This window comes from uncultured Lentibacter sp. (genome assembly GCF_937123735.1).
Classification (GTDB): domain Bacteria; phylum Pseudomonadota; class Alphaproteobacteria; order Rhodobacterales; family Rhodobacteraceae; genus Lentibacter.
In genome coordinates this window covers 52,608-75,218 of the sequence record NZ_CAKZKL010000032.1, presented here as the reverse complement: position 1 = coordinate 75,218, position 22,611 = coordinate 52,608, and the positions used below count along the sequence as shown (strand labels likewise).

The window sequence follows — 22,611 nt, the reverse complement described above, 5'->3', positions numbered from 1 at the left end:
GGACAGCGGAAGGCTCGCCTTTTTGGCGGGCCTTTTCTTTTGGCGCGGTGGCGGTAAGCTCGCTTTGAGAGCGAAAGGGAGCTGGTGATGACCTCTTCAAGGATTGCGGGATTTCACAATTTGAGCCGCGAAGCGCGGCTGAACGCGCTTGTCACGCGCGGGCTGTTGAGCGCGGCGGAGGCGGCGGAGCTGGGCCTTGAGGCCGCAACCGCGGGCGCGCTGGCCGACAACCTGAGCGAAAACGTGATTTCGGTCATGGCGGTGCCGCTGGGGGTGGCGACAAATCTGACGGTGGATGGCGTGGATGTGCTGGTGCCGATGGCGACGGAGGAAAGCTCGGTCATTGCCGCGATGAGCAATGGCGCACGGGCGTGCCGCGCCTCGGGCGGGGTCAGCACCGAGGCCGACGCCCCCTGCATGATTGCGCAGGTGCAGATCACGGGGCTTTCCGAGCTTACCGCCGCCAAGGCGGCTGTGGAGGCCCGGGAGGGGGAGATTGCCGAGGTTTGCAACGCCTGTGACCCGATGCTTGTCAAGCTGGGTGGGGGCTTTCGCGCGCTTGAGGTGCGGATTTGCGGGCCGTTTCTTGTGGTCCATCTGATCATTGATGTGCGCGATGCGATGGGCGCGAATGCGGTCAACACCATGGCCGAGGCGCTGGCCCCCAAGCTGGAGCGCTGGAGTGGCGGCACGGTGGGGCTGCGGATTTTGAGCAACCTGGCCGACCGCCGCCTTGTGCGGGCGCGCGCTGTCTGGCGGGCGGAGGAGATTGGCGCGCAGATGGTGCAGGGGATCGTCTCGGCCTCGGAATTTGCCGCCCATGACCCTTACCGCGCGGCGACCCACAACAAGGGGATCATGAACGGGATTTCCGCCGTGGCGCTGGCCACGGGCAATGACACCCGCGCGCTGGAGGCGGGGGCACATGCCTTTGCCGCCACCCGGGGGCAGGGCGCAGGCTATGGGCCTTTGAGCCGCTATGGGCAGACGGCTGAGGGCGATCTTTGGGGCGAGATTGAGCTGCCCATGGCTGTGGGGATCGTTGGCGGCGCGACCCGGGCGCATCCGACGGCGCAGAAGGCGCTCAAAATCATGCGGGTGCGCAGCGCAGACCGGCTGGCACGGGTGGTGGCCGCCGTGGGCCTCATTCAGAACTTTTCGGCATTGCGCGCGCTGGCGGGCGAGGGCATCCAGCGCGGCCATATGGGGCTGCACGCGCGCAATGTGGCGATTGTGGCCGGCGCGACGGGCCCCGAGATAGAGCGGGTGGCCAAGGCGATGATTGCAAGGCGGGAAATTCGCGAAGATGTGGCGCGGGCGATTTTGGCGCAGGGCAGCGCAGGCTGAGGCAGGCCCCACCCGCCCGCCCCGCCTGCCTCAGCCTGCGCATCGCGCGCGCAGCACCTGGGGCCAAGCGGCCCTGCGGGGCGGATATTTTTAGCAATAAGAAAGGACTGTCTGGCGGGCTGTTTGCAAGCCGGCGTGGGATCTGGCGGCCCGGGGGGCTTGGGTTTCAGACGAATTGTTCGCGAATGAGGCGTTCTTCGAGGCCGTGTTCGGGGTCAAACAGGATGCGGTGGGTGATGCTGGCATCCGAGCGGATTTGCACGCTGGCGACATCGGGGTAGGAGCGGCTGTCGGCATCGGCCATGACGGGGCGCTTTTCGGGATCGCAGACCTCGATTGTGACATTGGCCGACTTGGGCAGCAGCGCGCCGCGCCAGCGCCGGGGGCGAAACGGGGCGATGGCGGTGAGCGCGAGCACATCCGAGCCGATTGGCAGGATCGGGCCGTGGGCGGAGTAGTTGTAGGCCGTGGACCCGGCGGGCGTGGCCACCAGCGCGCCGTCACAGACCAGCTCTTCCATGCGCAGGCGGCCATCGACGGTGATCTTGAGTTTGGCGGCCTGTGGCCCCATGCGCAGCACGGAGACCTCGTTGATGGCCAGCGCTTCGTGGATGCGCCCGTCTGTGCAGGTGGCGCGCATGGCCAGCGGGTTGATTTTGGTGATTTCTGCGGCGGTGAGGCGGGCGAGCAGGTCGGCTTCGTTGTATTCGTTCATTAGAAAGCCGACGGTGCCGCGGTTCATTCCGTAGACCGGGGCGGGCAGGCTCTGGGTGCGGTGCAGGGTTTGCAGCATGAAGCCGTCGCCACCAAGCGCCACGATCACATCTGCACGGGTCTCGCTGCTCTCGCCATAGCGGCTGACGAGGGCGGCGCGGGCGGTTTGGGCGACGGGGGTTTCGGAGGCTGTGAAGGCGATTTTCAGGGCCATCTCGGGGCTTTCTCGTTTCCTATAGGCGGCAAGGTTAACCTATAAAATCGGCTTGTCCACCGGCGCACCTAGGTTTTGGCGCGTGCAGGGGTGTATTGGTCGCAATTGGTGTTCCTTTTTGCGGATGTTTCCAATAGGAAACTCGGGATTGGAAATACATTTGGACAAGGGATCATCATGTCTGACACAGGTTTTTTTACAGAATCACTGGCCGCGCGCGACCCTGAGCTTTGGGCCACGGTTGAAGGCGAGCTTGGCCGTCAGCGCGACGAGATCGAGCTGATTGCGAGCGAAAACATCGTTTCGGCGGCTGTCATGGAGGCGCAGGGGACTGTGCTGACCAACAAATACGCCGAAGGCTATGCCGGACGGCGCTATTATGGCGGCTGCCAATATGTGGATGTGGCTGAAAACCTTGCGATTTCGCGCGCCTGCGCGCTGTTTGGCTGTGGCTTTGCCAACGTGCAGCCAAACTCGGGCAGCCAGGCCAACCAGGGCGTGTTTCAGGCGCTTTTGCAGCCCGGCGACACGATTTTGGGCATGAGCCTTGATGCGGGGGGGCACCTGACGCATGGCGCGGCGCCCAACCAATCGGGCAAGTGGTTTAACGCCGTGCAATATGGGGTGCGCCGCGACACGCTGGATGTGGATTATGACCAGATGGAAGCGCTCGCCAAAGAGCATCAGCCCAAGATGATCATCGCCGGTGGTTCGGCCATTCCGCGCGAGCTGGATTTCAAGCGCATTCGCGAGATTGCCGATATGGTGGGCGCTTATGTGCTGGCTGATGTGGCGCATTTTGCGGGGCTCATTGCCACCGGCGAATACCCCTCGCCCTTCCCACATGCGCATGTGGCCACTACAACGACGCATAAAACCCTGCGTGGTCCGCGCGGCGGCATGATCCTCACGGATGATGCGGCGCTGGCCAAGAAGTTCAACTCGGCCATTTTCCCTGGCATCCAGGGCGGCCCCTTGATGCATGTGATTGCGGCGAAGGCTGTGGCCTTTGGCGAGGCGCTGCGCCCGGAGTTCAAGGACTATATCAAGCAGGTGAAGGCCAATGCCGTGGCGCTGGCCGACCAGCTGATGAAGGGCGGGTTGGACATTGTCACCGGTGGCACGGACACCCATGTGATGCTGGTGGATTTGCGCCCCAAGAAGGTGACAGGCAACATCACCGACGCCGCCTTGGGCCGGGCGCATATCACCACAAACAAGAATGGCATCCCGTTTGATCCGGAAAAGCCCACGGTGACCTCGGGCATCCGCCTTGGCACCCCTGCGGGCACAACCCGCGGCTTTGGCGAGGCCGAGTTCCGCCAGATTGCCGACTGGATTGTTGAAGTGGTTGACGGGCTGGCGGCCAACGGGCCGGACGGCAACGAGGCCGTGGAGGCCAAGGTGCGCGGCGAAGTGGCCGAGATGCTCAAGCGCTTCCCGCTTTACCCCAACCTCTGATGATTTTGCGGTGCGCAGAGACTGCGCAGGCAGTTTGACAACGGTGCGCAATGACTGCGCACGCAGTTTGAGAAAGGTGCGCAATGAATGCGCACGCTGTTTTAGAACGGTGCGCAATGAATGCGCACCCTACGGATTGCCCCTCGCTGGTATGGCGGGGGGTTTTCTTTTTTGCAGCTTTGCGCTTTTGATGGGGGCAGCAACAGGAGCGAGACATGCAGAACGGATTTTCAGACACGGTTATGGCTGCGGTGCGCGCAAGGTTTGCGCATGTGGAGGCCTGCCCGTTTGAGGGGCGGCGGGTGTTTTTTGAAAACGCTGGCGGTGCGTTGACGCTGAACTCTGTGGTGGAGACGAGCGCGAAGTTTGCCGCCATTCCGGACAATCAGGGCCGCGCCAATGGGGCGAGCCGCGCGCTTGTGGAGATTATCGAGCGTGCCAAGGCGGATATGGCCTTGATGATGAACGCTGAGAATGGTCAGTTTTTTGTCGGCGAGAGCGGCACGGAGCTTCTGTTTCGTTTGATCATGAACGCCTGTCTTGCGCGCAAGAGCGGCGGGCAGGTTCTCAGCTCTACGCTTGAGCACCCGGCGAGCCGCTCGGCGGCGGCGCGCTGGAGCGGGGAGGCGGGTCTGACGCATGTGCTTGTGCCCCATGATGACGCGACCGGCACGATTGACGCCAGCGCCTATGCGGGCGCGGTGACCAAGGACACGGTTGTGGCGACGCTGGTGCATACCTCGCCTGTCACCGGCATGGGGGTCGATGTGGCGGCGGTTTCGGCCGCGATCCGCGCTGTGGCCCCGGATTGTCTGATCATCGTGGATGGCATTCAACATGCGGCGCATGGTGCGATTGATCTGGCAGCTTACAATGTCGATGGCTATGTGATCAGCCCTTACAAGATGTTCTCGCGCCATGGCTTTGGGCTGGCGTGGATGTCGCCCGAGCTGGAAGTAGTGGCGCATAATGCGCTTGATGGCGGTCCTGCGCTCAACTGGGAGATGGGCACGCGGGACACGGGGGCTTATGCGACGCTTTCGGATGTGTGCACCTATCTGGAGTGGCTGGGCGGCGAAGTCTCGGGTGCCGCCGAGCGGCGCGAGAGGATTGTGGCGGCGGGTGCGGCGATCCATGCGCAGGAGGAAGCACTGTGTGATGCGATGATCGACGGGGTCGGCAACCTCGCGGGCCTGCGCGAGATGGCGCGGGTGACCATTTTGGGCGGGCCAGACAACCCGGCGCGCGAGGGGCTTGTTTCGCTGGTGGTAGAGGGCGTGGACTCGGCTGAGGTGGTTGCGCGGCTCAATGCGGCGGGGGTGCGCACGCATTTGCGCAAGGCGGACCACTATTCGGGCAATATTCTGGAACCACTCGGCCTTGCCGGCTGTGTGCGGGTGTCGATGTGTCATTATAATTCGGTTCAGGATGTGAGCGAATTTCTGGCGGTGATGAAAGAGATTGCCGGTTAGGTTTCGAATTGGCTGCGCCAATCCGACCGTTGCGAGGGGCGCTGCCCCCAAGCTGTTTGCGAAGCTAGGGCGATGACCGATAGAGCGCACCTGTTGCACGGTTGAGGTGGGATATTTAGGGCAATAAGAAAGGGCGGGCCGCTGTGACGCTACGGCAGGGAGGCTGTGTTTTGACCTTTGGGCGCTTATCTGGCGTAGTAGGGCAAAGAGTGAGCCGAAGGGCGGGAGACTGGGTATGCAGCTGACGGTGGATGGCAAGACTTATGATCTGGATGTGGAAGGCGAGATGCCTTTGCTCTGGGTGTTGCGCGACGAGATCGGGATCAAGGGTGTGAAATATGGCTGCGGGGTTGCGGCCTGTGGCGCGTGCACTGTGCATATTGACGGCGAAGCCGTGCGCTCTTGCCAGGTGGCGGCGGAAGATGTCTGGGGGGCTGTGACGACAATCAACGGTTTGGGCAGCCCTGAGGCTCTGCACGCGGTGCAGGCGGCTTGGGTGACGCATCAGGTGGCGCAATGCGGTTATTGCCAGAGCGGGCAGATGATGCAGGCGGCGGCGCTTTTGGCCGAGGTGGCGGCGCCGAGTGACAGCGAGATTGACGAAGCGATGCGCGGCAACCTTTGCCGCTGCGGGACCTATCCGCGGATACGGGCGGCTGTGAAGACAGCGGCCAAGACGCTGGCGGAGGGCTGAGGTATGGGCAAGGTCAAGACGATTGCGCGGCGCTCTTTTCTCATCGGCTCGGCGGCGATTGCCGGCGGTGTGGCTTTTGGCGTTTGGCGCTACAAGACGCCCTATGCCAACCCGCTTGAGGGCGGTTTGCGCGCCGGCGAAGCGGCGCTGACGCCTTATGTGAAGATTGATGCAACGGGTGTGACGCTGATCACGCCGCGGGCGGACAAGGGGCAGGGCGCTTACCATGTGCAGGCGGCGCTGATTGCCGAGGAACTGGATGTCGATCTGGAGGCGGTCAAGATCGACCCTGGCCCGCCGGACCGGGCCTATTGGAACACCGCCTTGGCCCCTGAGGTGGCAGAGTTCAGCGCGCCGCAAGAGGGGTTTGTGCGCGATGCGCTGACCGGTGTTCTCAGCTCGGTGATGAAGTTTGCGGGATTGCAGATCACCGGTGGCTCGACCACTGTGCCGGACGGTTTTGTAAAGCTGCGCGCCGCCGGGGCGAGTGCGCGGGAGACGCTGAAGCTGGCCGCAGCGGCGCGGCTGGGCGTTGAGGCCAGTGCGCTCAGGACCGAGGCGGGCCGGGTGATTGCGCCGGATGGCACGGCGCTCACCTATGAAGAGCTTGCGGCGGATGTGGCGAAGATGAAGCCTGTGCAGGACGTGGCGCTGCGCGCGCCTGAGGGCTGGCGCTATTTGGGCAAGCCGATGCAGCGGCTGGATATATTGGCGAAGTCTACCGGGACGCAGGCCTATGGGATCGACTTTGAGATCGAAGGCATGGCTCATGCGGCGGTGAAGCTTGCGCCCGCGCAGGGCGGTGGGCTGTTAAGCTATGACGCCAGCGCGGCCTTGGCCATGCGCGGGGTGCGCGGGGCTTATGCGGTGAGCGGCGGTGTGGCTGTGGTGGCGGACAACACATGGCGGGCCTTTCAGGCGGCGGAGGCTGTAGAGGCGGAGTGGCGCGCAAGCGCGATGCCCGCCAGCATGGAGGATCACTGGGCGGCGCTCGAGGCGGCCTTTGTGCCGAGCCATCAGGACAGCCGCGTGCGCGATTATGGCGATGTGGACGCGGCGATGGTCGATGGCGCGCTTGTCACCGCAGATTACCGCGCGCCCTATCTGGCGCACGCGCCGCTGGAACCTGTGAGCGCCTGTGTGCGCGTGGGCGAGGACGGTGTGGACGTCTGGACGGGCACGCAGATCCCTCGGTTTGTGCAGGCCAATGTGGCCAAGATTGCCGGTGTGGAGGCAGCGCAGGTGCGGGTGCATGTGCTGATGATGGGGGGCAGTTTTGGCCACCGTCTGGAAGATGATGTGGTGCGCCAAGCGGCGGAAGTGGCGGTGCAGATGCGCGGCGTGCCGGTGAAGCTCACGTATAGCCGCGAGACGGATATGGCGCATGATTATACCCGCCAGATTGCCATGGCGAAGATGCGCGGGACGGTGAAGGACGGGCGTGTGGAGGCCTATGATTTGAGCATTGCCATGCCTTCGGTTGTGGTGAGCCAGATGGGACGGCAGGGGCTGAGCGTGCCGGGGCCGGACAGCCAGATTGTGGCGGGGGCGTTTGAGCAGCCTTTCGCAATTCCGCATCACCGGGTGACGGGATACCGCGCCGATCCGCTGGCACCGCTGAGCTCCTGGCGCTCTGTGGGGGCCTCCACCAACGGGTTTTTCTACAACCTCGGGCTTGAGGAGCTGATTGAAGCCGCAGGCGCCGACCCGCTGGAAGAGCGGCTCAGGCTGGTGAGCGATCCGTTGGCCAAACAGGTGCTGGAAGCGGTGGGCGAGATGTCGGGCTGGGACGGGCCGCGCATGGGCGCGCGGCGCGGGCGCGGCGTTGCCATGACGCGCTCCTTTGGCGTGCATTGCGCCGAGGTGGTTGAGGTGCGCGACACCGACGCGGGGCTTGTGATTGACAAGGTTTATGTGGCGGCTGAAGTGGGCCGTGTGCTGGACCCTGTGAGCTTTGAGAACCAGGTGCAGGGCGGGGTTGTCTTTGGGCTGGGGCACGCGATGAACTGCGAGATCACCTATGAAAACGGTGTGGCCGAGCAGCAGAACTTTGACAGCTTTGAAGGGATGCGCCTGAGCCAGTGCCCTGAGATTGTGGTGCGCGGGCTTGAGAACGGCACATCTGTGCGCGGGGTGGGCGAGCCGCCGGTGCCGCCTGCGGCGCCGGCTTTGGCCGCGGCCATCCATGCGGCGACGGGCGTGCGGCTGAGGGAGATGCCGTTTTCGAAGTTTGTAGAATTTGCGGGCTAGGGATTTTTAGGGGTCGGATTGCGCGCAGCGCAATCCGACCCATTGGGGGAGCTTTGCTCCCCCGGAGTCAAAAGCGGGGCTTTTGTCTCCTCCCCCTCAAGGTATTTTTGACCAGAAGAAGCAGGGGTTTTGGCGGGTTTTGAGGGGGTGGCGGAGCTTTGTCACAAGATCGGGGACTCTGGGTTGCAACCTTTGGTGGCGCATGGCAGAGCGGGTGCAGCAGGGATTAGGCAGGCAGGAACAAAACGATGAGCGCAGCGGCGACAGACACAGTGCGCGGCCGGTTTTTAGAAGCCATGAGCCGGGCGGCGAATTCTATTTATATTGTCACCACCGATGGTCCTGCGGGGCGGGGCGGTGTGACGGTGACCGCCTTTTCGAGCGTCTCGGCGGATGTGAGTGAGCCGCGTCTTCTGATTTGTCTCAACCACGAGAGCAGCACGGCCCAGCTTATCCGCGCCAACGGCGTGTTTTGTGTGAACCTGCTTGGGCCTGACCATGAAGCGCTTTCAGAGCGCTTTGCGGGGCGGCGCGGGCAGGGGGAAGACCGCTTTGCAGAGGGAAGCTGGGTGCGCGCGGCGAGCGGGCTGATGCGGCTTGATGATGCGCTGGCGAGCTATGAGTGCCGTTTGAGCGAGCAGAGTCTTGTGGGCACGCATCATGTTTTGTTCGGAGCGGTGCAAGAGGTTGTTCTGGGCGCGGCGGATGAGACAGCTTTGCTGCACACCCGCCGCGGCTATGGGACTGTGGCCTAAAGCTCAGCCCCCGATCAGGGCCTCGGCCAGTGCTATGAAGAGCGGGATGCTCAGGATGTCGACGGGGGTGCCGAGGCCGGTGGAGGTTCCGACATAGGCGGAGGTGTTGGCCTCTGGCAGCGCTGCGCGCATCGTGGGCGGGCCGGAGATATCGGAGCTTGAGGCCGCCATGACCGACAAGAGCACAACACCACCTGCGGAGAAGCCTGTGAGCTCATGCGCCGCGAGGCCGACGGCGAAGCCGATGAGCCCGTGAATGATGGGCGCTGTGAGGCCATAGAGGATATAGGCGTGGGCGACTTTGCGCAGCTCGCAGAGGCGTGACCAGGCTTCCATGCCCATGATCAGCATCAGGATCGACAGAAGGCCCCGGAAGAGCGGCTCATAGAAGCTGTGATAGACCGTGTCGGGCGTTGCGAAGAGGCCGATGGCGAGGCCGACGAGCAGCGCCGAGATGGCGGGGCTGCGGAAGGTATCGACCATGATGGATTTGACGAGGCCCTCAGCGGGGCTTTGGGAGGCTGAGCCGCTGTTGGGGCCGCTGCCCAGTGTGACCGTGCCGCCGCTGGCAGAGGCTGCTGCGGCGCGGCGCGCGAGAGAGAGCTTGGCCAGCACAATCGCTGTGATGAGCGCGGCAATGTCCATGAAGGGGTAGAGCGCGCCGATAAAGCCCTCGTAGGAGATGCCGCTGTCATCGAGCATGGCCATGCTGGCGGCCAGCGTAGAGGCCGAGACCGCCCCGAAGAGACCCGCTGTGGCGAGGGCATCGACCTCGCAGACGCCGCGCCATTTGGCCAAGGTGAGCGTGCCGAGAAGCACGATGCCGATGCCGATGGCGGCGGCGCCGAGGGCGGGAACAAGCAGCTCCACAAGATCAGCCTCGCGCAGGGACATGCCCGCGCCAAGCCCGACCTTGAGCAGCAGCAGAATCACGATGAACTTGTAGACCGGCTCGGGAATTTCAAAGCGGCTGCCAAGTGCTGCGAGCAACATGCCACCGATGAGAAAGGACAGGGTGGGCTTTTGCAGCTGTTCGGCGAATGTTGCCAGCAGGGCGAGGGCTGTTTCCATGGCGTGATCCTTTGTTTTGCTTTGGATAGCCCTGCACACAAGTAAAGAAAAATATATCTTTGAGCAGAAACTCATATATAAATATTAACAATGGACCGGTTGAATTATCATCATTTGCGCTACTTCAAGGAGGTTGCCCAAGAGGGCAATCTGGGCCGCGCAGCGGCGCGGTTGAATGTTTCGCAGTCGGCATTGTCCATACAAATCAGGCAGTTGGAGGCGCGCCTGGGCCATGCGCTGTTTGAGCGGGTCGGGCGCGGGCTTGTCTTGAGCGAGGCGGGGCGGATCGCTCTGGACCATGCGGAGCGGATATTTGGCGCGGGGGAGGAGCTGCAGGCGGCGCTGGCGCAAAGCTCAAGTGCCAGCCCGCCCTTGCGGGTGGGCGCGCTCTCGACCTTGTCGCGCAACTTCCAGTTGCAGTTCTTGCGCCCCTTGCTGGCGGAAGGGCGTTACGAGATTGATCTGAGGTCAGGCAATATGCGTGGCCTTCTGGCGGCGCTGGACGCGCTGGAGCTGGATGTGATTCTGACCACCGAAGTGCCGGACCGTGCGGGGCAAATGCCGATTGCGGCGCAGCGGATTGCCGAACAGCCGGTGGCGCTGCATGGCCGGCCCGAGCGGCTTGCTCACGGCAGCCTTGCGAAGCTTTTGCAGGCCGAGGCGGTTATCTTGCCCACGGAACAGAATATCAGCGCCGGTTTTCAGAGCCTCTGTGCGCGCCTCGGGGTGCAGCCGAGGATTGCGGCGCGGGTGGATGATATGGCGATGGTGCGGCTCTTGACGCGCGAAGGCGCTGGGGTGTCGATCGCGCCGAGTGTTGTGCTGGCTGACGAGATTGCAGCAGGGACGGTGCAGACCGCGCCTTACGATCTGGGGATTGTCGAGGTCTTCTATGCGGTGAGCGCGCCGCGCCGCTTTGGCCACCCTGCGTTGGCGGGGCTGCTTGGGGCGCAGGCGGGTTAAACTGCCGAGGTAAGCTGCCGGTGTCAGCCGGATTCGTCTTCGAGGTGCAGTTTCATGTCGATCAACACCTGTTGCAGCAGAACGGTTTCCTTGAGCAGGCGCTTGGCTTCGTTGACGGTGATCACCCCGTCTTCGATGCTTTGCTGGTATTCGGCCATCAGCATGGCAAAGCGCTGGCTGAGGGCAATGACATCGGCGTTGATGCCGCCCTTTTCGGGCTGGTTCTTGCGCCGGTCGTCATAGGAGAGGGTGATGCTTTTGAGATCGGCCAGGGCGGCGGTGACATGGGGGAAGCTTGCGGCTTCCTCAAGCGCGGCCACGGCATCAATGGGCATGAAGCGGTCGCTGTGCTCGTCGTTGTCTGAATAATAGCGCCCCAGCGTGGCCTTTGACTTTCCGGTGAGCTTGCAGGCGGGCTCGATGCCGACATCCTTTACCAGAGATTCGGTATGTTTCTTCAGATAACTGCCAATGCCTGCCATGTCTTGCTATACTCTTGAAATTGCCGCCGCTTTGCGGGGTGGGGAAACGGGTGATGCTTTTCCCATTACCTGCTTTAGGCGCAAATGTCATGGCACAATTGCGCCGCTGGCCTGCGGGCTGGGCTGTGAACTGAGCCTTTGTCTGCGGGCGCTGCGGGGCTGACGGGCGGTTCTGGTGTCAAAGACCGCTCGGGGCCGCACAGCCCGCAAAGTGGCCCTCCCCAGAGGCTGTCTTGGATGGCGGGTTGTGCGGCGTCCCTTTCGGCGGTGTCGATGCGCATTTTGGCGTTGAAACGCCGGTGGCAGGGGGTAAAACGGGCCATGGCCAAGCTTTATTTCAATTACTCCACGATGAACGCCGGAAAATCGGCTGTGCTGTTGCAGGCGGCTTACAATTATCGCGAGCGCGGAATGGAGCCCTATCTCATGGTGGCGGCGCTGGATGACCGGGCCGGGCAGGGGCGGATTGCCAGCCGGATCGGGATTGCTGCGCAGGCGGATGTCTTTTCGGGCGCAGACAACCTGTTTGAGAAGATCGCCGCGCGCCTTGAGCAGGGGCCTGTGGCCTGTGTTTTTGTGGATGAGGCGCATTTCATGGAAAAGGCGCAGGTCTGGCAGCTGGCGCGGGCGGTGGATGAACTTGACGTGCCTGTGATGTGTTACGGGCTGCGGGTGGATTTTCGGGCCGAGCTTTTTGCGGGCTCGGCGGCCCTTCTGGCCTGGGCGGATGAATTGCGCGAGGTGCGCACGATTTGCCACTGTGGGCGCAAGGCGACCATGGTGGTGCGCAAGGGCGCGGATGGCAAGCCGCTGACCGAGGGCGCACAGATCCTGGTGGGGGGCAATGAGACCTATGTGAGCCTGTGCCGCCGCCACTGGCGGGCGGAAACCGGCCTCTGAGACAGGGCTGTGAGACCGGCCTGTGAGACTGGCCTGACAGACCGGCCTGTGAGATGGGGCTGAGAGGAGCGCGCCCCTGACAGACTCCGAGGATTGGGAAAAAAGCACAGCGCTCTGCACCCGGCCTTGCCATTGTGCTTGCGCGCAATCCGCGCAGGGGGAGCTTTGCTCCCCCGGAGTCAAAAGCGGGGCTTTTGTCTCCTCCCCCTCAAGGTATTTTTGACCAAAAGAAGCGCGGGGCGGTTTATGGCCCTCAAGGCTTGGGCCTAGAGCCGCTCCACGATGACGGAGCCGACGGAGTAGCCTGCGCCAAAGGAGCAGATCACGCCGATATCGCCCGCAGCGAGGCCGGACTGGTGTTGCGAGAACGCGATGATGGAGCCTGCCGACGAGGTATTGGCATAGTCTTGCAGGATGTTGGGTTGTTCTTCGGGCGCGGGGGTGCGGCCAAGCACCTTGCGGCCGACGAAATCATTCATGGCTTTATTTGCCTGGTGCAGCCACATGCGTTTGAGGGCCTGTGGGGCGATGCCTTCGGCCTCAAGATGGGCGAGGATATGGGTGGCGACCATGGGCACCACCTCTTTGAAGACCTTGCGGCCTTCTTGCATGAACTGCATGTCGCGGCGGTCTTTGAGATCCTGACCTGATGTGCGGGTGCGGCGCAGAAAGCCGTTGTTGTTGCGGATGTTGTTGGAGAACTCGGTGGCGCAGCGGGTGGAGCGGATTGAAAAGAGCGGATTTTGCGTCTCTTGCGCCCGCTCGATCAAAGTGGCTGTACAGACATCGCCGAAGATAAAGTGGCAATCGCGGTCGCGCCATTCGAGGTGGCCCGAGCAGATTTCCGGGTTGACCACCAGCGCCTTGCGCGCGGAGCCGGCGCGGATCATATCGGCGGCGGCCTGGATGCCGAAGGTGGCGGATGAGCAGGCGACGTTCATGTCAAACCCAAAACCGCCCGCGCCCAGCAGCTTCTGGATTTCCACGGCGATCGCCGGGTAGGCGCGTTCGTGGTTTGAGGCGGCGCAGATCACCAGATCAATCTCACTGGCTTTGACGCCTGCGGCCTTGAGCGCTTTCTGGCAGGCATCCAGCGCCATTTCGGCCATGATACCCGGCTCCTCATCGCTGCGCGCGCGCAGCAGCGGGTGCATGATGGCGGGGTCGAGCAGGCCCGATTTGTCCATGACATGGCGTTGCTCGATGCCGGAGGCCTTGAAGATGAACTCTTCTGACGAGGGGGGTTTGGCCTCCAGCGCGCCGGCGCGGATCGCTTCGGCGTTGTCTTCATTGTAGCGCGCGGCGTAAGCATTGTAGGCGGTGACCAGCTCGGCGTTGGTGATTGTTTCGCTGGGGGTGAAGACCCCGGTGGCGGTGATGACGGGCTGAAACATGAGATGCCTTTGCGCTGGAGCTGGTGCCCCAGTCTAGCGGTTTGCGCGGCTCAGGCATAGGGGGGGCCTGCGGCTGACTTAGGGTTAACTGCCCGGGCGGGCTTTGGCGGCAAGCCGCGACGGCGGGTGGCGTCGCCCAGGGGCGCAGCCTAGAGCGCATTGGGGGGTGTTTGGCCGGCAAAGAATGCGTCGAGGTTGTCCAGAGTCATCATGCCCATGGCGCTGCGCACCTCTTCTGTTGCGGTGCCCAGATGGGGCAGCAGGGTGACTGACGTGAGCGCGCGCAGGGCCTGGGGGATATGCGGCTCTTCTGCGTAGACATCCAGCCCCGCGCCCGCGAGGGCACCGCTGGAGAGGGCCTCTATGAGGGCGGGTTCATCGACCACATCCCCACGGGAGATATTTATGAAATGCGCGCTTGGCTTCATGGCGGCAAAGGTTGTGGCGTTGATCAGGCCGGTTGTTTCCGGCCCGCCTGGTGTGGCGGCGATTAGAAAATCAACCGCTCCGGCCAGCTCTTGCAGGCTGCCCAACTGGCGGGCGGGGAAGTCCAGCTCTTTGGGGGAGCGGTTGAAGAACAACACCTCCATGCCAAAGCCGAAGTGGCAGCGCCGCGCAATGGCCTGACCGATTCGGCCCATACCGACGATGCCGATGGTCTTGCCGGTGACATGGGTGCCCAACATCTGGGTGGGGGCCCAGCCGGGCCATGCGCCCGAGCGCGCCAGCCGTTCGCCCTCGCCTGCGCGGCGGGCGGACATCAGCAGCAACGTGAGGGCAATATCGGCGGTGGCATCGGTGACAGCGCCGGGCGTATTGGTGACGGTGATGCCGTGATCGCGTGCGGCGCGCACATCAATATGGTTGATACCAACCCCGAAGTTGGCCAGAATCCGGCATTTGGGGCGGCCAAATTCGGCAAATATCTTGGCGCTGAAGAGGTCGCCCAGCGTGGGGATCATCCCGTCATAGAGCACCAGCGAGGAGCGCATTTCGGCCTCGCTCATCGGGCTGTCGCTTTCACGCAGGGTTACATCATACTGGGCGCGGGCGCGCTCCATGACAGCCTGTGTCAACTGGCGCGAGATCAGGATCTTTTTCATATGTCAGCTCATTCTTTCGCCATTGGGAACCGGCTTTTCCGGGCGCAGCAACACCACGCCGCCCTCTGTATCATGCAGCCCCAGCACCAGCACTTCAGACATGAATTTTCCGATTTGCCGCGGCGCGAAATTGACCACCGCAATCACCTGTGTGCCCGGCAGCGCTTCGGGGCTGTAATGGGCCGTGATCTGGGCTGAAGATTTCTTGACACCGATCTCGTCGCCGAAATCGATCAACAGCTTTATCGCCGGGGTGCGGGCCTCGGGGTAGGGGGCGGCCTCCAGGACCGTGCCGACGCGGATGTCGAGTTTGAGAAAGCTGTCAAAACCGGTTTCAGGCGTCACGGGCGAGCTCCTTTGAGCGGGCGGTGGCTGCGGCCACGGTGCGGCGGATGAGCGGTGCAAGGCCCTGGGTGCTGTCCATGAGCACATCCAGCCCGGCCTGGGTGGTGCCATTGGGGCTTGTGACATTGCTGCGCAGCTGGCCGGGGCTCTCCGGGGCCTGTTGAGCCAGCGCACCGGCGCCAGCAACGGTGGCTTTGGCCAGGTGCAGGGCCATATCGGCGGGCAGGCCCTGGGCTTCGCCGGCGGCGCTGAGGCATTCGATCAGGTGGAACACATAGGCTGGCCCGGAGCCTGACACGCCGGTGACCGCGTCTATCTGGCTTTCAGTGTCCAGCCGCACCACGGCGCCGATGGCTTCCAGCAGGCTTTGGGCTATGTCGAGGTCCTGCTCTGTGGCGCGGGCATTGCCGATGATGGCGCTGATGCCCTGCCCGATGGCAGCCGGGGTGTTTGGCATGGCGCGGATGATTGGCGTGTCTGCGCCCAAGACGGCTTCAAAATGCGCCAGGGGCGTGCCGGCGGCCACCGAGACGAACAGCGTTTGCCCGCCGCCCATGGCTGCAAGCTCGGGCAGCGCGGCCCCCATCATTTGCGGCTTGACCGCGACAAGCACGATGGCCGGGGCTTTGGGCAGGGGGGCATTGATGTTAACCCCGGTGCTTTTGAGCCAGTCCGAGGGGTGCGGATCGAGCACAAAGACCGATGTGGGCGCCAGCCCGTCGGCGAGCCAGCCCGCCAGCATGGCGGAGCCCATTTTGCCGCAGCCAAGCAGCACAAGGCCGCGTGTTGCGAGAGTGTCATTGGTCATATCTGCCCCCGAAATCTGTTTCAGAGGGTCAGGTTACGCGTGGCCGTAGGCCTCTGCAATGGCCACTTGCATGGCCTCCTTGGGCGTGCGCCCGCCCCAGACGACCAGCTGGAACGCCGGATAGTAGCGCTCGGCATTGACAACCGCGCTTGAGATCAGCCTGTTGATCTGCTCCGGTGAGGCCAGCGCGCCCCCGGCGAGCAGGAGCCCGTATTTATAGACCATGAGCTTTTGCTCGGCCCAGTAGGAAAAGGCACCGCTCCAGCATTGGTCATTCACTTCGTTGAGCGCGCCATAGAGCGCATCCAGCCGCTCCTGGGGGGGCTCCATTTCAAAAGAGCAAACCATGCGCAGGGTTTGATCATAATCCGACCAGGCCAGTGTGACAGAATAGGTCCGCCACTGGCCTTCAACGGCCATGGAAATCTGGTTGTCCGCGGTGCGGTCAAAGTCCCAGTCGTTGTGGGAGGCGAGGGTTTCAACAATGTCGATAGGGTGAATTTCGTCGTCAAGATAGTGTTCTGACAGGGCCATGTCGCCACCTCTTTTTGCATCAGGGGCCAGCGGATTGCCTGCGCGCTGCCCTGGTTTTCACGATAGGATGGGGTTTGAGCCCCTTGTCCTACCAAATATGGTAAGCGGGTGGCGAAAGGCCTGTAAAGCTAATTGTTGTGGATAACCACAATAAGTTGTGGAGAGCCGTGTATAACCCGCTAAATCGGCGCAGCGCGGGGTGGTGTGCCCTGTTGCGGGGCGCAAGGGCTGGTTTGCGCGCCGCCTTTCGCGCGCCGCTTGTGCAGCGCTGTGCCTGCGTCCTATGCTGGCGCGCAAAGAGGAGTGAGCAGATGGACAAAGCGCGGCTGGAGCGGATTGAAACATGGATGCAGGGCTGCCGTGCGGCGGGGCGCTACACGGGCGCGTCCCTCTTGATCTATCGCCACGGTGAGGAGGCGTTTTTTGCCGCCGATGGCCTCGCCTCCGTGGCGCGCGGGCAGGCCTATGAGCGCGACACCCTTGTGCGGATCTATTCGATGACCAAGCTTGTGACGAGCACGCTTTTCATGATGCTGCTGGAGCGCGGACAGGTTGTGCTGGACGCGCCCGTCTCGCAATATCTCCCCGAGTTTGCTGCGATGCGCGCCCTGCGCCCCGGGGCTATGAGCGTGGACGACACAGACCCCGCCCGCACGCCCACGCTGCACGAGCTGCTCACCCATACCAGCGGCATGACCTATTCTTTCAACGAGGGTGTGGTGCCGCAGGCCTATGCGGCCAAATTCTCCGAGCTTGGCCTGCAAGGCGTTGCGCTGGCAGACTGGTGCAAGGAACTTGCCCGGCTGCCGCTCTGTTTTCAGCCCGGCGCGCGCTGGGAGTATTCGGTGGGGATTGATGTGATCGGGCGGGTGATCGAGGTGATCACGGGGCAAACGCTGGCCGAAGCGCTGGCGCGCGAAATCTTTGAGCCGCTGGGGATGGTCGACACAGGCTTTGATGTGCCGCCAGACAAGCTGGCGCGCTTTGCCGATTGTTATGAGAAACGCGAAGAAGACGCGCTGGCGCTGTTTGAAAGCGGGCAAGACAGCCGCTTTGCCGCGGGCAAGGTTACGCTGCATTCTGGCGGCGGCGGGCTTGTCTCCACATTGGACGATTACATGCGCTTTGGCGAGATGATCCGCTCAGGCGGGGCGCTGGGCGGTGTGCGCCTGCTTGGCCCGCGCACGGTTGGCTTTATGGCGCGCAACCACCTTAAGGGCGATATCGCCTCGATGGGGGCGGAGAGCTTTGCCGAGATGCCGATGACGGGCATGGGCTTTGGCCTTGGCGGCGCGGTGGTGCTCGATCCGGCCCGCGTGCGCGTGCCCGGCTCTGTCGGAGATTTCGGCTGGGGCGGCATGGCGAGCACCTACTTCTGGACCGATCCGGTCGCGCAACTGAGCGTGGTCTATTTTACCCAGCTTATCCCGTCCTCAAGCTATCCCAACCGCGCCGAGCTCAAGGCACTGGTGCAGGGCGCGCTGACAGACTGAATGTAGCCTTTTTTCTTTCGTCAAATATACTGGGGGTGGGTTTCAAAAGCCCTCAGGCTTTTGAAACCAGGGGGCAAAGCCCCCTGACCGGCGCGCGCTTGCGCGCGCATGGGGCGACGCGCGAAGCGCGGCGCAATCCCTCTAGCCCATCTTCATGATGATGCAGGTGGTGGACCCGGTGGCATAAAGCTTGCCATCCTCAACACCCCTGATCTCGCCATTGGCAATGCCGGTGGAGCGTCCGGCATGTTGGCAGATGCCGATGGCCTCTACCTCGGTGCCCAGAGGAATCGCGCGCAAGATATTCACCTTGTATTCCAGCGTCGTATAAACCGAGCCCCGGGGCACGCAGGTCATCACCGCGCATGCCATGCAGCTGTCCAGAACCGTGCCATACCAGCCGCCGTGGACCGTGCCCATGGGGTTGGTGGTGTTGAATTCCGGCGCGCCGGTGAAAACAACTTTGCCCTCTTCCACATGTGTCGGCCAGAAGCCCATCAACGCGCCGATGGGCGGGCCGGCGAGTTTGCCGTCGCGCACGTCCTGCATGAACTCAAGCCCCGAGCGGGAGAGGGTGGCCGCAAGGTCGGGAAGCTCATCCGGGGTTTGGGCAATATATCTTTTCTGGCTCATGAGGGGCTCCGCGTGCGCTTTGTCTCTTAGCTAAAGCGCCTGCGTGGGCGAGGCAATATTTACGCCACGTTGCGCAAGCCAGCGCGTGGCTCAAGGCCAAGCGCCATGCAGATATCCCGGGTCAGGGCGGGGCGGTTGAGCGTGTAAAAGTGAAAGCGCGTCACCCCTTCGTCCATCAGAATATCACAGAGCTCCGTGGCTTGCGCCGTGGCGAGCAGGTCTTCGCGCCCGTCGCGCGCGGCTTTGGCGAAGGCGTCGTCCAGCTCGGCTGGCACGCTCGCGCCGCAGCTCTTGGCAAAGCGCTTGGCACTCGCCCAGTTCTCGATCGGCAGGATGCCGGGGGTGATCCTCCCGTCGATCCCCGCCTTGGCGCAGGCATCGCGGAAGCGCAGGAACGGCTCCGGCGTGAAGAAAAACTGGGTGATGGCTTCATCGGCGCCCGCGTCAAACTTGCGCTTGAGGTGGTCGATATCGGCCCCCGCATAGGCCGCTTCGGGGTGTGGCTCCGGATAGGCGCCCACGCGGATGTTGAAATCGCCCTCGGCCTTGAGCGCGGCGATCAGCTCGACCGAAGAGGCAAAGCCCTCGGGATGTGGCGCAAAACGTGCCGCGCCCTTGGGGGGGTCGCCGCGCAGCGCGACAATGTCGCGGATGCCGGCCTTGGCATAGCCGCGCACGATGTCGCGCGTTTCCGCGCGGGTTGCGTCCACACAGGTGAGGTGGGCGGCCACGCGCAGCCCGGCGGTTTTGTGCAGCGTTTCGGCCGCCTCGCGGGTGAGCGCACGGGTGGTGCCGCCTGCGCCATATGTCACCGAGACAAAGCGCGGCCCCAGTGGCGCAAGCGATTGCACGGCCTCATGCAGCCGGAAGGCGGCCTCAAGGGTTTTGGGCGGAAAAAATTCAAACGAGACGTCAGGTGTCATGGCACAGGCCTTTCATGGCGGTTGCTCTCTTGTGCCTTCAAAATGAATGTGAGACAAATTCATAACTTTCATTCTCATTATGAGGCGCGTTCACATATGCACATTGAGTTTCGCCATCTGCGCAGCATCAAGGCCATCCATGAGGAAGGCGGGATTGGCCGCGCCGCCGAGCGGCTCAACATTACCCAGTCGGCGCTGTCCCACCAGATCAAGGGCATTGAGGAGCAGGCGGGTGTCGAGCTGTTCGTGCGCCGCACCAAACCGATGAAGCTGTCAGCGGCGGGCTTGCGCCTGTTGCGGGTGGCCGAGAGGATCCTGCCGGAAATGGCCGCGCTGGAAGCCGAGTTCATGGGGCTGAGGCAGGGCAGCGCAGGGCGGTTGCACATCGCCATCGAGTGTCATGCGTGTTTTGAGTGGCTCTTTCCGGTGCTGGAGCAGTTTCGCGCCCCCTGGCCCGAGGTCGATGTGGACATCCGCCCCGGCCTGGCCTTTGAGGCTCTGCCGGCGCTGATGCGCGAGGAGGTGGATGTGGTGATCTCTTCTGATCCTGAAAAGCTGAAGGGCATTCGCTTTGTCCCGTTGTTTGATTACGCCCCTGTCTTTGTGGCCCCGGCCAAACACAGCCTGGCCGCAAAGCCCTATGTGGAGGCCGAAGATTTTCGCAACGAAACCCTGATCACCTATCCCGTCGAGCGCGCGCGGCTTGATATTTTCTCCGAACTGCTCGGGCCGGCCAAGGTCGAGCCACGGGCGGTGCGCCAGGTCGAGCTCACGGCGGTGATCCTCATGCTGGTCGCGGCGGGGCGGGGCGTTTCGGTGCTGCCGGATTGGGTTCTGCGCGAGGTGCGCGGCTCGGGCGATTATATCACGCGCCCGCTCACCGCCCAGGGGGTGACAAAACGGCTCTATGCGGCGGTGCGCAGCGAAGATGCGCAGATGCCCTTCATGGCCCATTTTCTTAAGCTCGCCCGCGAGATCCCGATCCGCCTGCAAAGAGGCTGAATGGGTTGCGCGCCGCGCACGCAAGGCGTATAGCCGCGCTTTGATACCCCCTCAAGGAGCCTGAGCCATGCAAGGCAGCGCGAATCTGAACGTGATGATCAAAGCCGCCCGGAAAGCGGGCCGCAGCCTAATCAAGGATTTCCGCGAGGTTGAGGCGCTGCAAGTGTCCAAGAAGGGCGCAGGCGATTTTGTCACCAAGGCCGACTTGCGCGCCGAGGCCATCCTCAAGGAAGAGTTGATGGGCGCGCGCCCCAGCTATGGCTGGGTGGCCGAGGAGGGCGGTGCAGAAGCCGGGCAGGACCCGACCCGCCGCTGGATCGTGGATCCGCTGGACGGCACCACCAACTTCTTGCACGGGATGCCCCATTGGGCCGTGTCCATCGCGCTGGAGCATAAGGGCGAGGTGATCTCGGCGGTGATCTATGATCCGGTGAAAGACGAGATGTTTTATTCCGAAAAAGGCTCCGGTGCATGGCAGGATCACGCCCGCCGCCTGCGTGTGTCCGGCCGGCGCAGCATGAACGAATGCGTCTTTGCCACCGGCCTGCCGTTTTCGGGCCATGGGGATCTGCCAGCCACGCTCAAAGACCTCGCACGCGTCTTGCCCGGCTGTGCTGGCGTGCGCCGCTGGGGCGCGGCAGCGCTTGATTTGGCCTATGTCGCCGCCGGCCGGTTTGACGGTTTTTGGGAGCGCGGGTTGAGCGAGTGGGACTTGGCCGCCGGTATGCTCATCGTGCGCGAGGCCGGGGGCTTTGCCGAGGCGATTGACCCTGAGGCCAGCATTCTTGAGAGCGGCGAGATCATCTGCGCCAACGAAGCCATGTTCGAGCCGCTCTGCAAGCTCATCCGCAACAGCTGAGCGTCAGCGGTCCGCAGGGTGGTTGACCCCGTCAGCCCAGCGGATCGGCTCGTGCTCGGCAGGGTTTACCCCCTCAAGCCCGCCCATGTTCACCCCGTATTCATTCGGGTTTGAGCGGCGCTGGTGGTGGGTGTAGATGCCACAGGTTTTGCAAAAATAATGTTTCGCTGTCATCGTGCCCCATTGGTAGAGCGCGAGGTTGTCCGCGCCTTTGACAATCGTGATGCCGTCCAGCGGCGCGCTGACGGCCACAGCCCCGCGGCGGCGGCAGAAAGAACAATCACAGCGCCGCGCGGTGGCAAGCCCATCGCTGAGGCGCACCTCCAGCGCAACAGCGCCACAATGGCAGGTGAGTGTGTGCGTCTGGCTCATTTGCGTCTCCGGATGGTTGGAATGCGGGACGGGGCATAGCGCGTTTCCGGGTGGGGCGGATGAAACCCGGTCCTGCGCCAGAACGCAGACCCGCCCAAGCGTAAAAACACCGGCCAAGTCATCACCAGCCCGGCAACAAACCCGCCCGCATGGGCCCAATAGGCCACCCCGCCAGTGTTCGGATCGGCCGAGAGCCCGCCAAAGAACTGCAAGGCAAACCAAACCAGCAACAGGATCCAGGCAGGCATGGTAAAGACCCTGAAAAACACCACAATGATGATCAGAACATCCACCCGCGCCTTGGGAAACAAAAGCAAATAGCCCCCCATGACCCCGGCAATCGCCCCCGAGGCACCCACCGTGGGCACAGCCGAGCCGGGCGCGAAGGCCACATGCACAAGCCCCGCCAGCACCCCCGCCATGAGATAAAAGCCCAGAAAGCCGATGTGCCCCATCTCGTCTTCCATATTGTCGCCAAAGATCCACAAGAACAGCATATTGCCGCCAAGATGCATCAGCCCGCCGTGCAGAAACATCGCGCTGAAGAGTCCTTCAAAGCCTTGCCCCGCGCTCACAGCGGCGGGAATGAGCGCGTGCTCAGAGTAAAACACAGCCAGGGCACGCGGGTCTGCAAACAAATGCCAATAGCTCAGAAACACGGCGATATTCACCGCGATCAGCGCATAAGTCACATAGGGCGTGCGCCCGCTCGGGTTGTGGTCACGAAATGGAAACATGCCCAAAGGCTAAAAGCAAAGCGCGCCGCCGAAAAGCGGAAACTGCCTTTACGCCTTCTTCTGGTCAAAAATACCTTGGGTCTGC

At 63.1% G+C, this 22,611-nt stretch carries 23 protein-coding genes; 11 read left to right on the top strand and 12 right to left on the bottom strand.

Annotation, left to right across the window (positions count from 1 at the left end; all coding sequences use genetic code 11):
- The first annotated feature begins 87 nt into the window (after positions 1 to 87).
- Positions 88 to 1,347: a hydroxymethylglutaryl-CoA reductase, degradative gene (locus Q0478_RS10335; protein WP_298678962.1), complete on the top strand. Its 1,260-nt coding sequence runs from the start codon at positions 88 to 90 to the stop codon at positions 1,345 to 1,347.
- Between the two features lie 166 nt (positions 1,348 to 1,513).
- Here Q0478_RS10335 and Q0478_RS10330 read toward each other — a convergent pair whose 3' ends face one another.
- Positions 1,514 to 2,275 carry an NAD kinase gene (locus Q0478_RS10330; RefSeq protein WP_298678961.1) on the bottom strand — a complete coding sequence of 254 codons (762 nt, stop codon included), beginning with the start codon at positions 2,273 to 2,275 and terminating at the stop codon, positions 1,514 to 1,516.
- 177 nt (positions 2,276 to 2,452) lie between these two features.
- Between Q0478_RS10330 and glyA the strand changes: the two genes are divergently transcribed.
- The 5 genes from glyA to Q0478_RS10305 all read left to right on the top strand — a co-directional run bounded on the left by glyA (position 2,453) and on the right by Q0478_RS10305 (position 8,907).
- Positions 2,453 to 3,736: a serine hydroxymethyltransferase gene (gene glyA / locus Q0478_RS10325; protein WP_298678960.1), complete on the top strand. Its 1,284-nt coding sequence runs from the start codon at positions 2,453 to 2,455 to the stop codon at positions 3,734 to 3,736.
- A 215-nt stretch (positions 3,737 to 3,951) separates the two neighbouring features.
- Positions 3,952 to 5,208: an aminotransferase class V-fold PLP-dependent enzyme gene (locus Q0478_RS10320; RefSeq protein ID WP_298678959.1), complete on the top strand. Its 1,257-nt coding sequence runs from the start codon at positions 3,952 to 3,954 to the stop codon at positions 5,206 to 5,208.
- Positions 5,209 to 5,443: 235 nt separating this feature from the next.
- Positions 5,444 to 5,902 carry a (2Fe-2S)-binding protein gene (locus tag Q0478_RS10315; RefSeq protein WP_298678958.1) on the top strand — a complete coding sequence of 153 codons (459 nt, stop codon included), beginning with the start codon at positions 5,444 to 5,446 and terminating at the stop codon, positions 5,900 to 5,902.
- A 3-nt stretch (positions 5,903 to 5,905) separates the two neighbouring features.
- Complete coding sequence (locus Q0478_RS10310; RefSeq protein ID WP_298678956.1) at positions 5,906 to 8,152, top strand: molybdopterin cofactor-binding domain-containing protein; 2,247 nt, start codon at positions 5,906 to 5,908, stop codon at positions 8,150 to 8,152.
- 248 nt (positions 8,153 to 8,400) lie between these two features.
- A complete protein-coding gene (locus Q0478_RS10305; protein WP_298678954.1) occupies positions 8,401 to 8,907 on the top strand; it encodes a flavin reductase family protein in 507 nt (168 codons plus the stop codon).
- Between the two features lie 3 nt (positions 8,908 to 8,910).
- Here the strand turns inward: Q0478_RS10305 and Q0478_RS10300 are convergent, their stop codons facing one another.
- Positions 8,911 to 9,978 carry a sodium-dependent bicarbonate transport family permease gene (locus Q0478_RS10300; protein ID WP_298678952.1) on the bottom strand — a complete coding sequence of 356 codons (1,068 nt, stop codon included), beginning with the start codon at positions 9,976 to 9,978 and terminating at the stop codon, positions 8,911 to 8,913.
- Positions 9,979 to 10,068: 90 nt separating this feature from the next.
- On the opposite strand from Q0478_RS10300, the gene Q0478_RS10295 reads away from it, so the two are divergent.
- Positions 10,069 to 10,941: a LysR family transcriptional regulator gene (locus tag Q0478_RS10295; RefSeq protein ID WP_298678950.1), complete on the top strand. Its 873-nt coding sequence runs from the start codon at positions 10,069 to 10,071 to the stop codon at positions 10,939 to 10,941.
- A gap of 23 nt (positions 10,942 to 10,964) precedes the next feature.
- Here Q0478_RS10295 and Q0478_RS10290 read toward each other — a convergent pair whose 3' ends face one another.
- The gene (locus Q0478_RS10290) at positions 10,965 to 11,423 is read right to left on the bottom strand and encodes a hypothetical protein (RefSeq protein WP_298678949.1); all 459 of its coding nucleotides are present in this window, start codon (positions 11,421 to 11,423) and stop codon (positions 10,965 to 10,967) included.
- 321 nt (positions 11,424 to 11,744) lie between these two features.
- Here Q0478_RS10290 and Q0478_RS10285 point away from each other — a divergent pair, with 321 nt between their 5' ends.
- Positions 11,745 to 12,323 (top strand): thymidine kinase, encoded by a 579-nt coding sequence (locus tag Q0478_RS10285; protein ID WP_298678948.1) that lies wholly within the window; start codon positions 11,745 to 11,747, stop codon positions 12,321 to 12,323.
- Between the two features lie 266 nt (positions 12,324 to 12,589).
- On the opposite strand, the gene Q0478_RS10280 is transcribed toward Q0478_RS10285, so the two are convergent.
- The 5 genes from Q0478_RS10280 to Q0478_RS10260 all read right to left on the bottom strand — a co-directional run bounded on the left by Q0478_RS10280 (position 12,590) and on the right by Q0478_RS10260 (position 16,507).
- Positions 12,590 to 13,717 (bottom strand): beta-ketoacyl-ACP synthase III, encoded by a 1,128-nt coding sequence (locus Q0478_RS10280; protein ID WP_298678947.1) that lies wholly within the window; start codon positions 13,715 to 13,717, stop codon positions 12,590 to 12,592.
- A gap of 149 nt (positions 13,718 to 13,866) precedes the next feature.
- A complete protein-coding gene (locus Q0478_RS10275; RefSeq protein ID WP_298678945.1) occupies positions 13,867 to 14,820 on the bottom strand; it encodes a D-glycerate dehydrogenase in 954 nt (317 codons plus the stop codon).
- A 3-nt stretch (positions 14,821 to 14,823) separates the two neighbouring features.
- Positions 14,824 to 15,165, bottom strand: coding sequence for a tRNA-binding protein (locus Q0478_RS10270; protein ID WP_298678943.1), 342 nt, complete (start codon positions 15,163 to 15,165; stop codon positions 14,824 to 14,826).
- Positions 15,155 to 15,973 (bottom strand): pyrroline-5-carboxylate reductase, encoded by an 819-nt coding sequence (gene proC / locus Q0478_RS10265; protein ID WP_298678941.1) that lies wholly within the window; start codon positions 15,971 to 15,973, stop codon positions 15,155 to 15,157. Before proC ends, Q0478_RS10270 begins: the two co-directional genes overlap by 11 nt.
- Before the next feature lie 33 nt (positions 15,974 to 16,006).
- A complete protein-coding gene (locus tag Q0478_RS10260; RefSeq protein ID WP_298678939.1) occupies positions 16,007 to 16,507 on the bottom strand; it encodes a YbjN domain-containing protein in 501 nt (166 codons plus the stop codon).
- A gap of 311 nt (positions 16,508 to 16,818) precedes the next feature.
- On the opposite strand from Q0478_RS10260, the gene Q0478_RS10255 reads away from it, so the two are divergent.
- The gene (locus Q0478_RS10255) at positions 16,819 to 18,000 is read left to right on the top strand and encodes a serine hydrolase (RefSeq protein ID WP_298678937.1); all 1,182 of its coding nucleotides are present in this window, start codon (positions 16,819 to 16,821) and stop codon (positions 17,998 to 18,000) included.
- A gap of 141 nt (positions 18,001 to 18,141) precedes the next feature.
- Here Q0478_RS10255 and Q0478_RS10250 read toward each other — a convergent pair whose 3' ends face one another.
- Both Q0478_RS10250 and metF read right to left on the bottom strand, forming a co-directional pair.
- The gene (locus tag Q0478_RS10250) at positions 18,142 to 18,633 is read right to left on the bottom strand and encodes a PaaI family thioesterase (protein ID WP_298678935.1); all 492 of its coding nucleotides are present in this window, start codon (positions 18,631 to 18,633) and stop codon (positions 18,142 to 18,144) included.
- Between the two features lie 59 nt (positions 18,634 to 18,692).
- Complete coding sequence (gene metF / locus Q0478_RS10245) at positions 18,693 to 19,556, bottom strand: methylenetetrahydrofolate reductase [NAD(P)H] (RefSeq protein WP_298678933.1); 864 nt, start codon at positions 19,554 to 19,556, stop codon at positions 18,693 to 18,695.
- Positions 19,557 to 19,652: 96 nt separating this feature from the next.
- Here metF and Q0478_RS10240 point away from each other — a divergent pair, with 96 nt between their 5' ends.
- The gene (locus Q0478_RS10240) at positions 19,653 to 20,558 is read left to right on the top strand and encodes a LysR family transcriptional regulator (protein WP_298678931.1); all 906 of its coding nucleotides are present in this window, start codon (positions 19,653 to 19,655) and stop codon (positions 20,556 to 20,558) included.
- A 67-nt stretch (positions 20,559 to 20,625) separates the two neighbouring features.
- On the top strand, positions 20,626 to 21,417 hold the full coding sequence (locus tag Q0478_RS10235) for an inositol monophosphatase family protein (protein WP_298678929.1): 792 nt from the start codon (positions 20,626 to 20,628) through the stop codon (positions 21,415 to 21,417).
- Positions 21,418 to 21,420: 3 nt separating this feature from the next.
- Here the strand turns inward: Q0478_RS10235 and Q0478_RS10230 are convergent, their stop codons facing one another.
- Both Q0478_RS10230 and Q0478_RS10225 read right to left on the bottom strand, forming a co-directional pair.
- On the bottom strand, positions 21,421 to 21,789 hold the full coding sequence (locus Q0478_RS10230) for a GFA family protein (protein WP_298678927.1): 369 nt from the start codon (positions 21,787 to 21,789) through the stop codon (positions 21,421 to 21,423).
- Positions 21,786 to 22,526, bottom strand: a complete 741-nt coding sequence (locus tag Q0478_RS10225) for a rhomboid family intramembrane serine protease (protein WP_298678925.1) — start codon at positions 22,524 to 22,526, stop codon at positions 21,786 to 21,788. Before Q0478_RS10225 ends, Q0478_RS10230 begins: the two co-directional genes overlap by 4 nt.
- Positions 22,527 to 22,611 lie beyond the last annotated feature (85 nt).

Excerpts from the sequence above, each read along its gene's own strand:
- Q0478_RS10335 (WP_298678962.1), top strand. The coding sequence starts at position 88 with ATGACCTCTTCAAGGATTGCGGGATTTCACAATTTGAGCCGCGAAGCG.
- Q0478_RS10330 (WP_298678961.1), bottom strand. The coding sequence starts at position 2,275 with ATGGCCCTGAAAATCGCCTTCACAGCCTCCGAAACCCCCGTCGCCCAA.
- glyA (WP_298678960.1), top strand. The coding sequence starts at position 2,453 with ATGTCTGACACAGGTTTTTTTACAGAATCACTGGCCGCGCGCGACCCT.
- Q0478_RS10320 (WP_298678959.1), top strand. The coding sequence starts at position 3,952 with ATGCAGAACGGATTTTCAGACACGGTTATGGCTGCGGTGCGCGCAAGG.
- Q0478_RS10315 (WP_298678958.1), top strand. The coding sequence starts at position 5,444 with ATGCAGCTGACGGTGGATGGCAAGACTTATGATCTGGATGTGGAAGGC.
- Q0478_RS10310 (WP_298678956.1), top strand. The coding sequence starts at position 5,906 with ATGGGCAAGGTCAAGACGATTGCGCGGCGCTCTTTTCTCATCGGCTCG.
- Q0478_RS10305 (WP_298678954.1), top strand. The coding sequence starts at position 8,401 with ATGAGCGCAGCGGCGACAGACACAGTGCGCGGCCGGTTTTTAGAAGCC.
- Q0478_RS10300 (WP_298678952.1), bottom strand. The coding sequence starts at position 9,978 with ATGGAAACAGCCCTCGCCCTGCTGGCAACATTCGCCGAACAGCTGCAA.
- Q0478_RS10295 (WP_298678950.1), top strand. The coding sequence starts at position 10,069 with ATGGACCGGTTGAATTATCATCATTTGCGCTACTTCAAGGAGGTTGCC.
- Q0478_RS10290 (WP_298678949.1), bottom strand. The coding sequence starts at position 11,423 with ATGGCAGGCATTGGCAGTTATCTGAAGAAACATACCGAATCTCTGGTA.
- Q0478_RS10285 (WP_298678948.1), top strand. The coding sequence starts at position 11,745 with ATGGCCAAGCTTTATTTCAATTACTCCACGATGAACGCCGGAAAATCG.
- Q0478_RS10280 (WP_298678947.1), bottom strand. The coding sequence starts at position 13,717 with ATGTTTCAGCCCGTCATCACCGCCACCGGGGTCTTCACCCCCAGCGAA.
- Q0478_RS10275 (WP_298678945.1), bottom strand. The coding sequence starts at position 14,820 with ATGAAAAAGATCCTGATCTCGCGCCAGTTGACACAGGCTGTCATGGAG.
- proC (WP_298678941.1), bottom strand. The coding sequence starts at position 15,973 with ATGACCAATGACACTCTCGCAACACGCGGCCTTGTGCTGCTTGGCTGC.
- Q0478_RS10260 (WP_298678939.1), bottom strand. The coding sequence starts at position 16,507 with ATGGCCCTGTCAGAACACTATCTTGACGACGAAATTCACCCTATCGAC.
- Q0478_RS10255 (WP_298678937.1), top strand. The coding sequence starts at position 16,819 with ATGGACAAAGCGCGGCTGGAGCGGATTGAAACATGGATGCAGGGCTGC.
- Q0478_RS10250 (WP_298678935.1), bottom strand. The coding sequence starts at position 18,633 with ATGAGCCAGAAAAGATATATTGCCCAAACCCCGGATGAGCTTCCCGAC.
- metF (WP_298678933.1), bottom strand. The coding sequence starts at position 19,556 with ATGACACCTGACGTCTCGTTTGAATTTTTTCCGCCCAAAACCCTTGAG.
- Q0478_RS10240 (WP_298678931.1), top strand. The coding sequence starts at position 19,653 with ATGCACATTGAGTTTCGCCATCTGCGCAGCATCAAGGCCATCCATGAG.
- Q0478_RS10235 (WP_298678929.1), top strand. The coding sequence starts at position 20,626 with ATGCAAGGCAGCGCGAATCTGAACGTGATGATCAAAGCCGCCCGGAAA.
- Q0478_RS10230 (WP_298678927.1), bottom strand. The coding sequence starts at position 21,789 with ATGAGCCAGACGCACACACTCACCTGCCATTGTGGCGCTGTTGCGCTG.
- Q0478_RS10225 (WP_298678925.1), bottom strand. The coding sequence starts at position 22,526 with ATGTTTCCATTTCGTGACCACAACCCGAGCGGGCGCACGCCCTATGTG.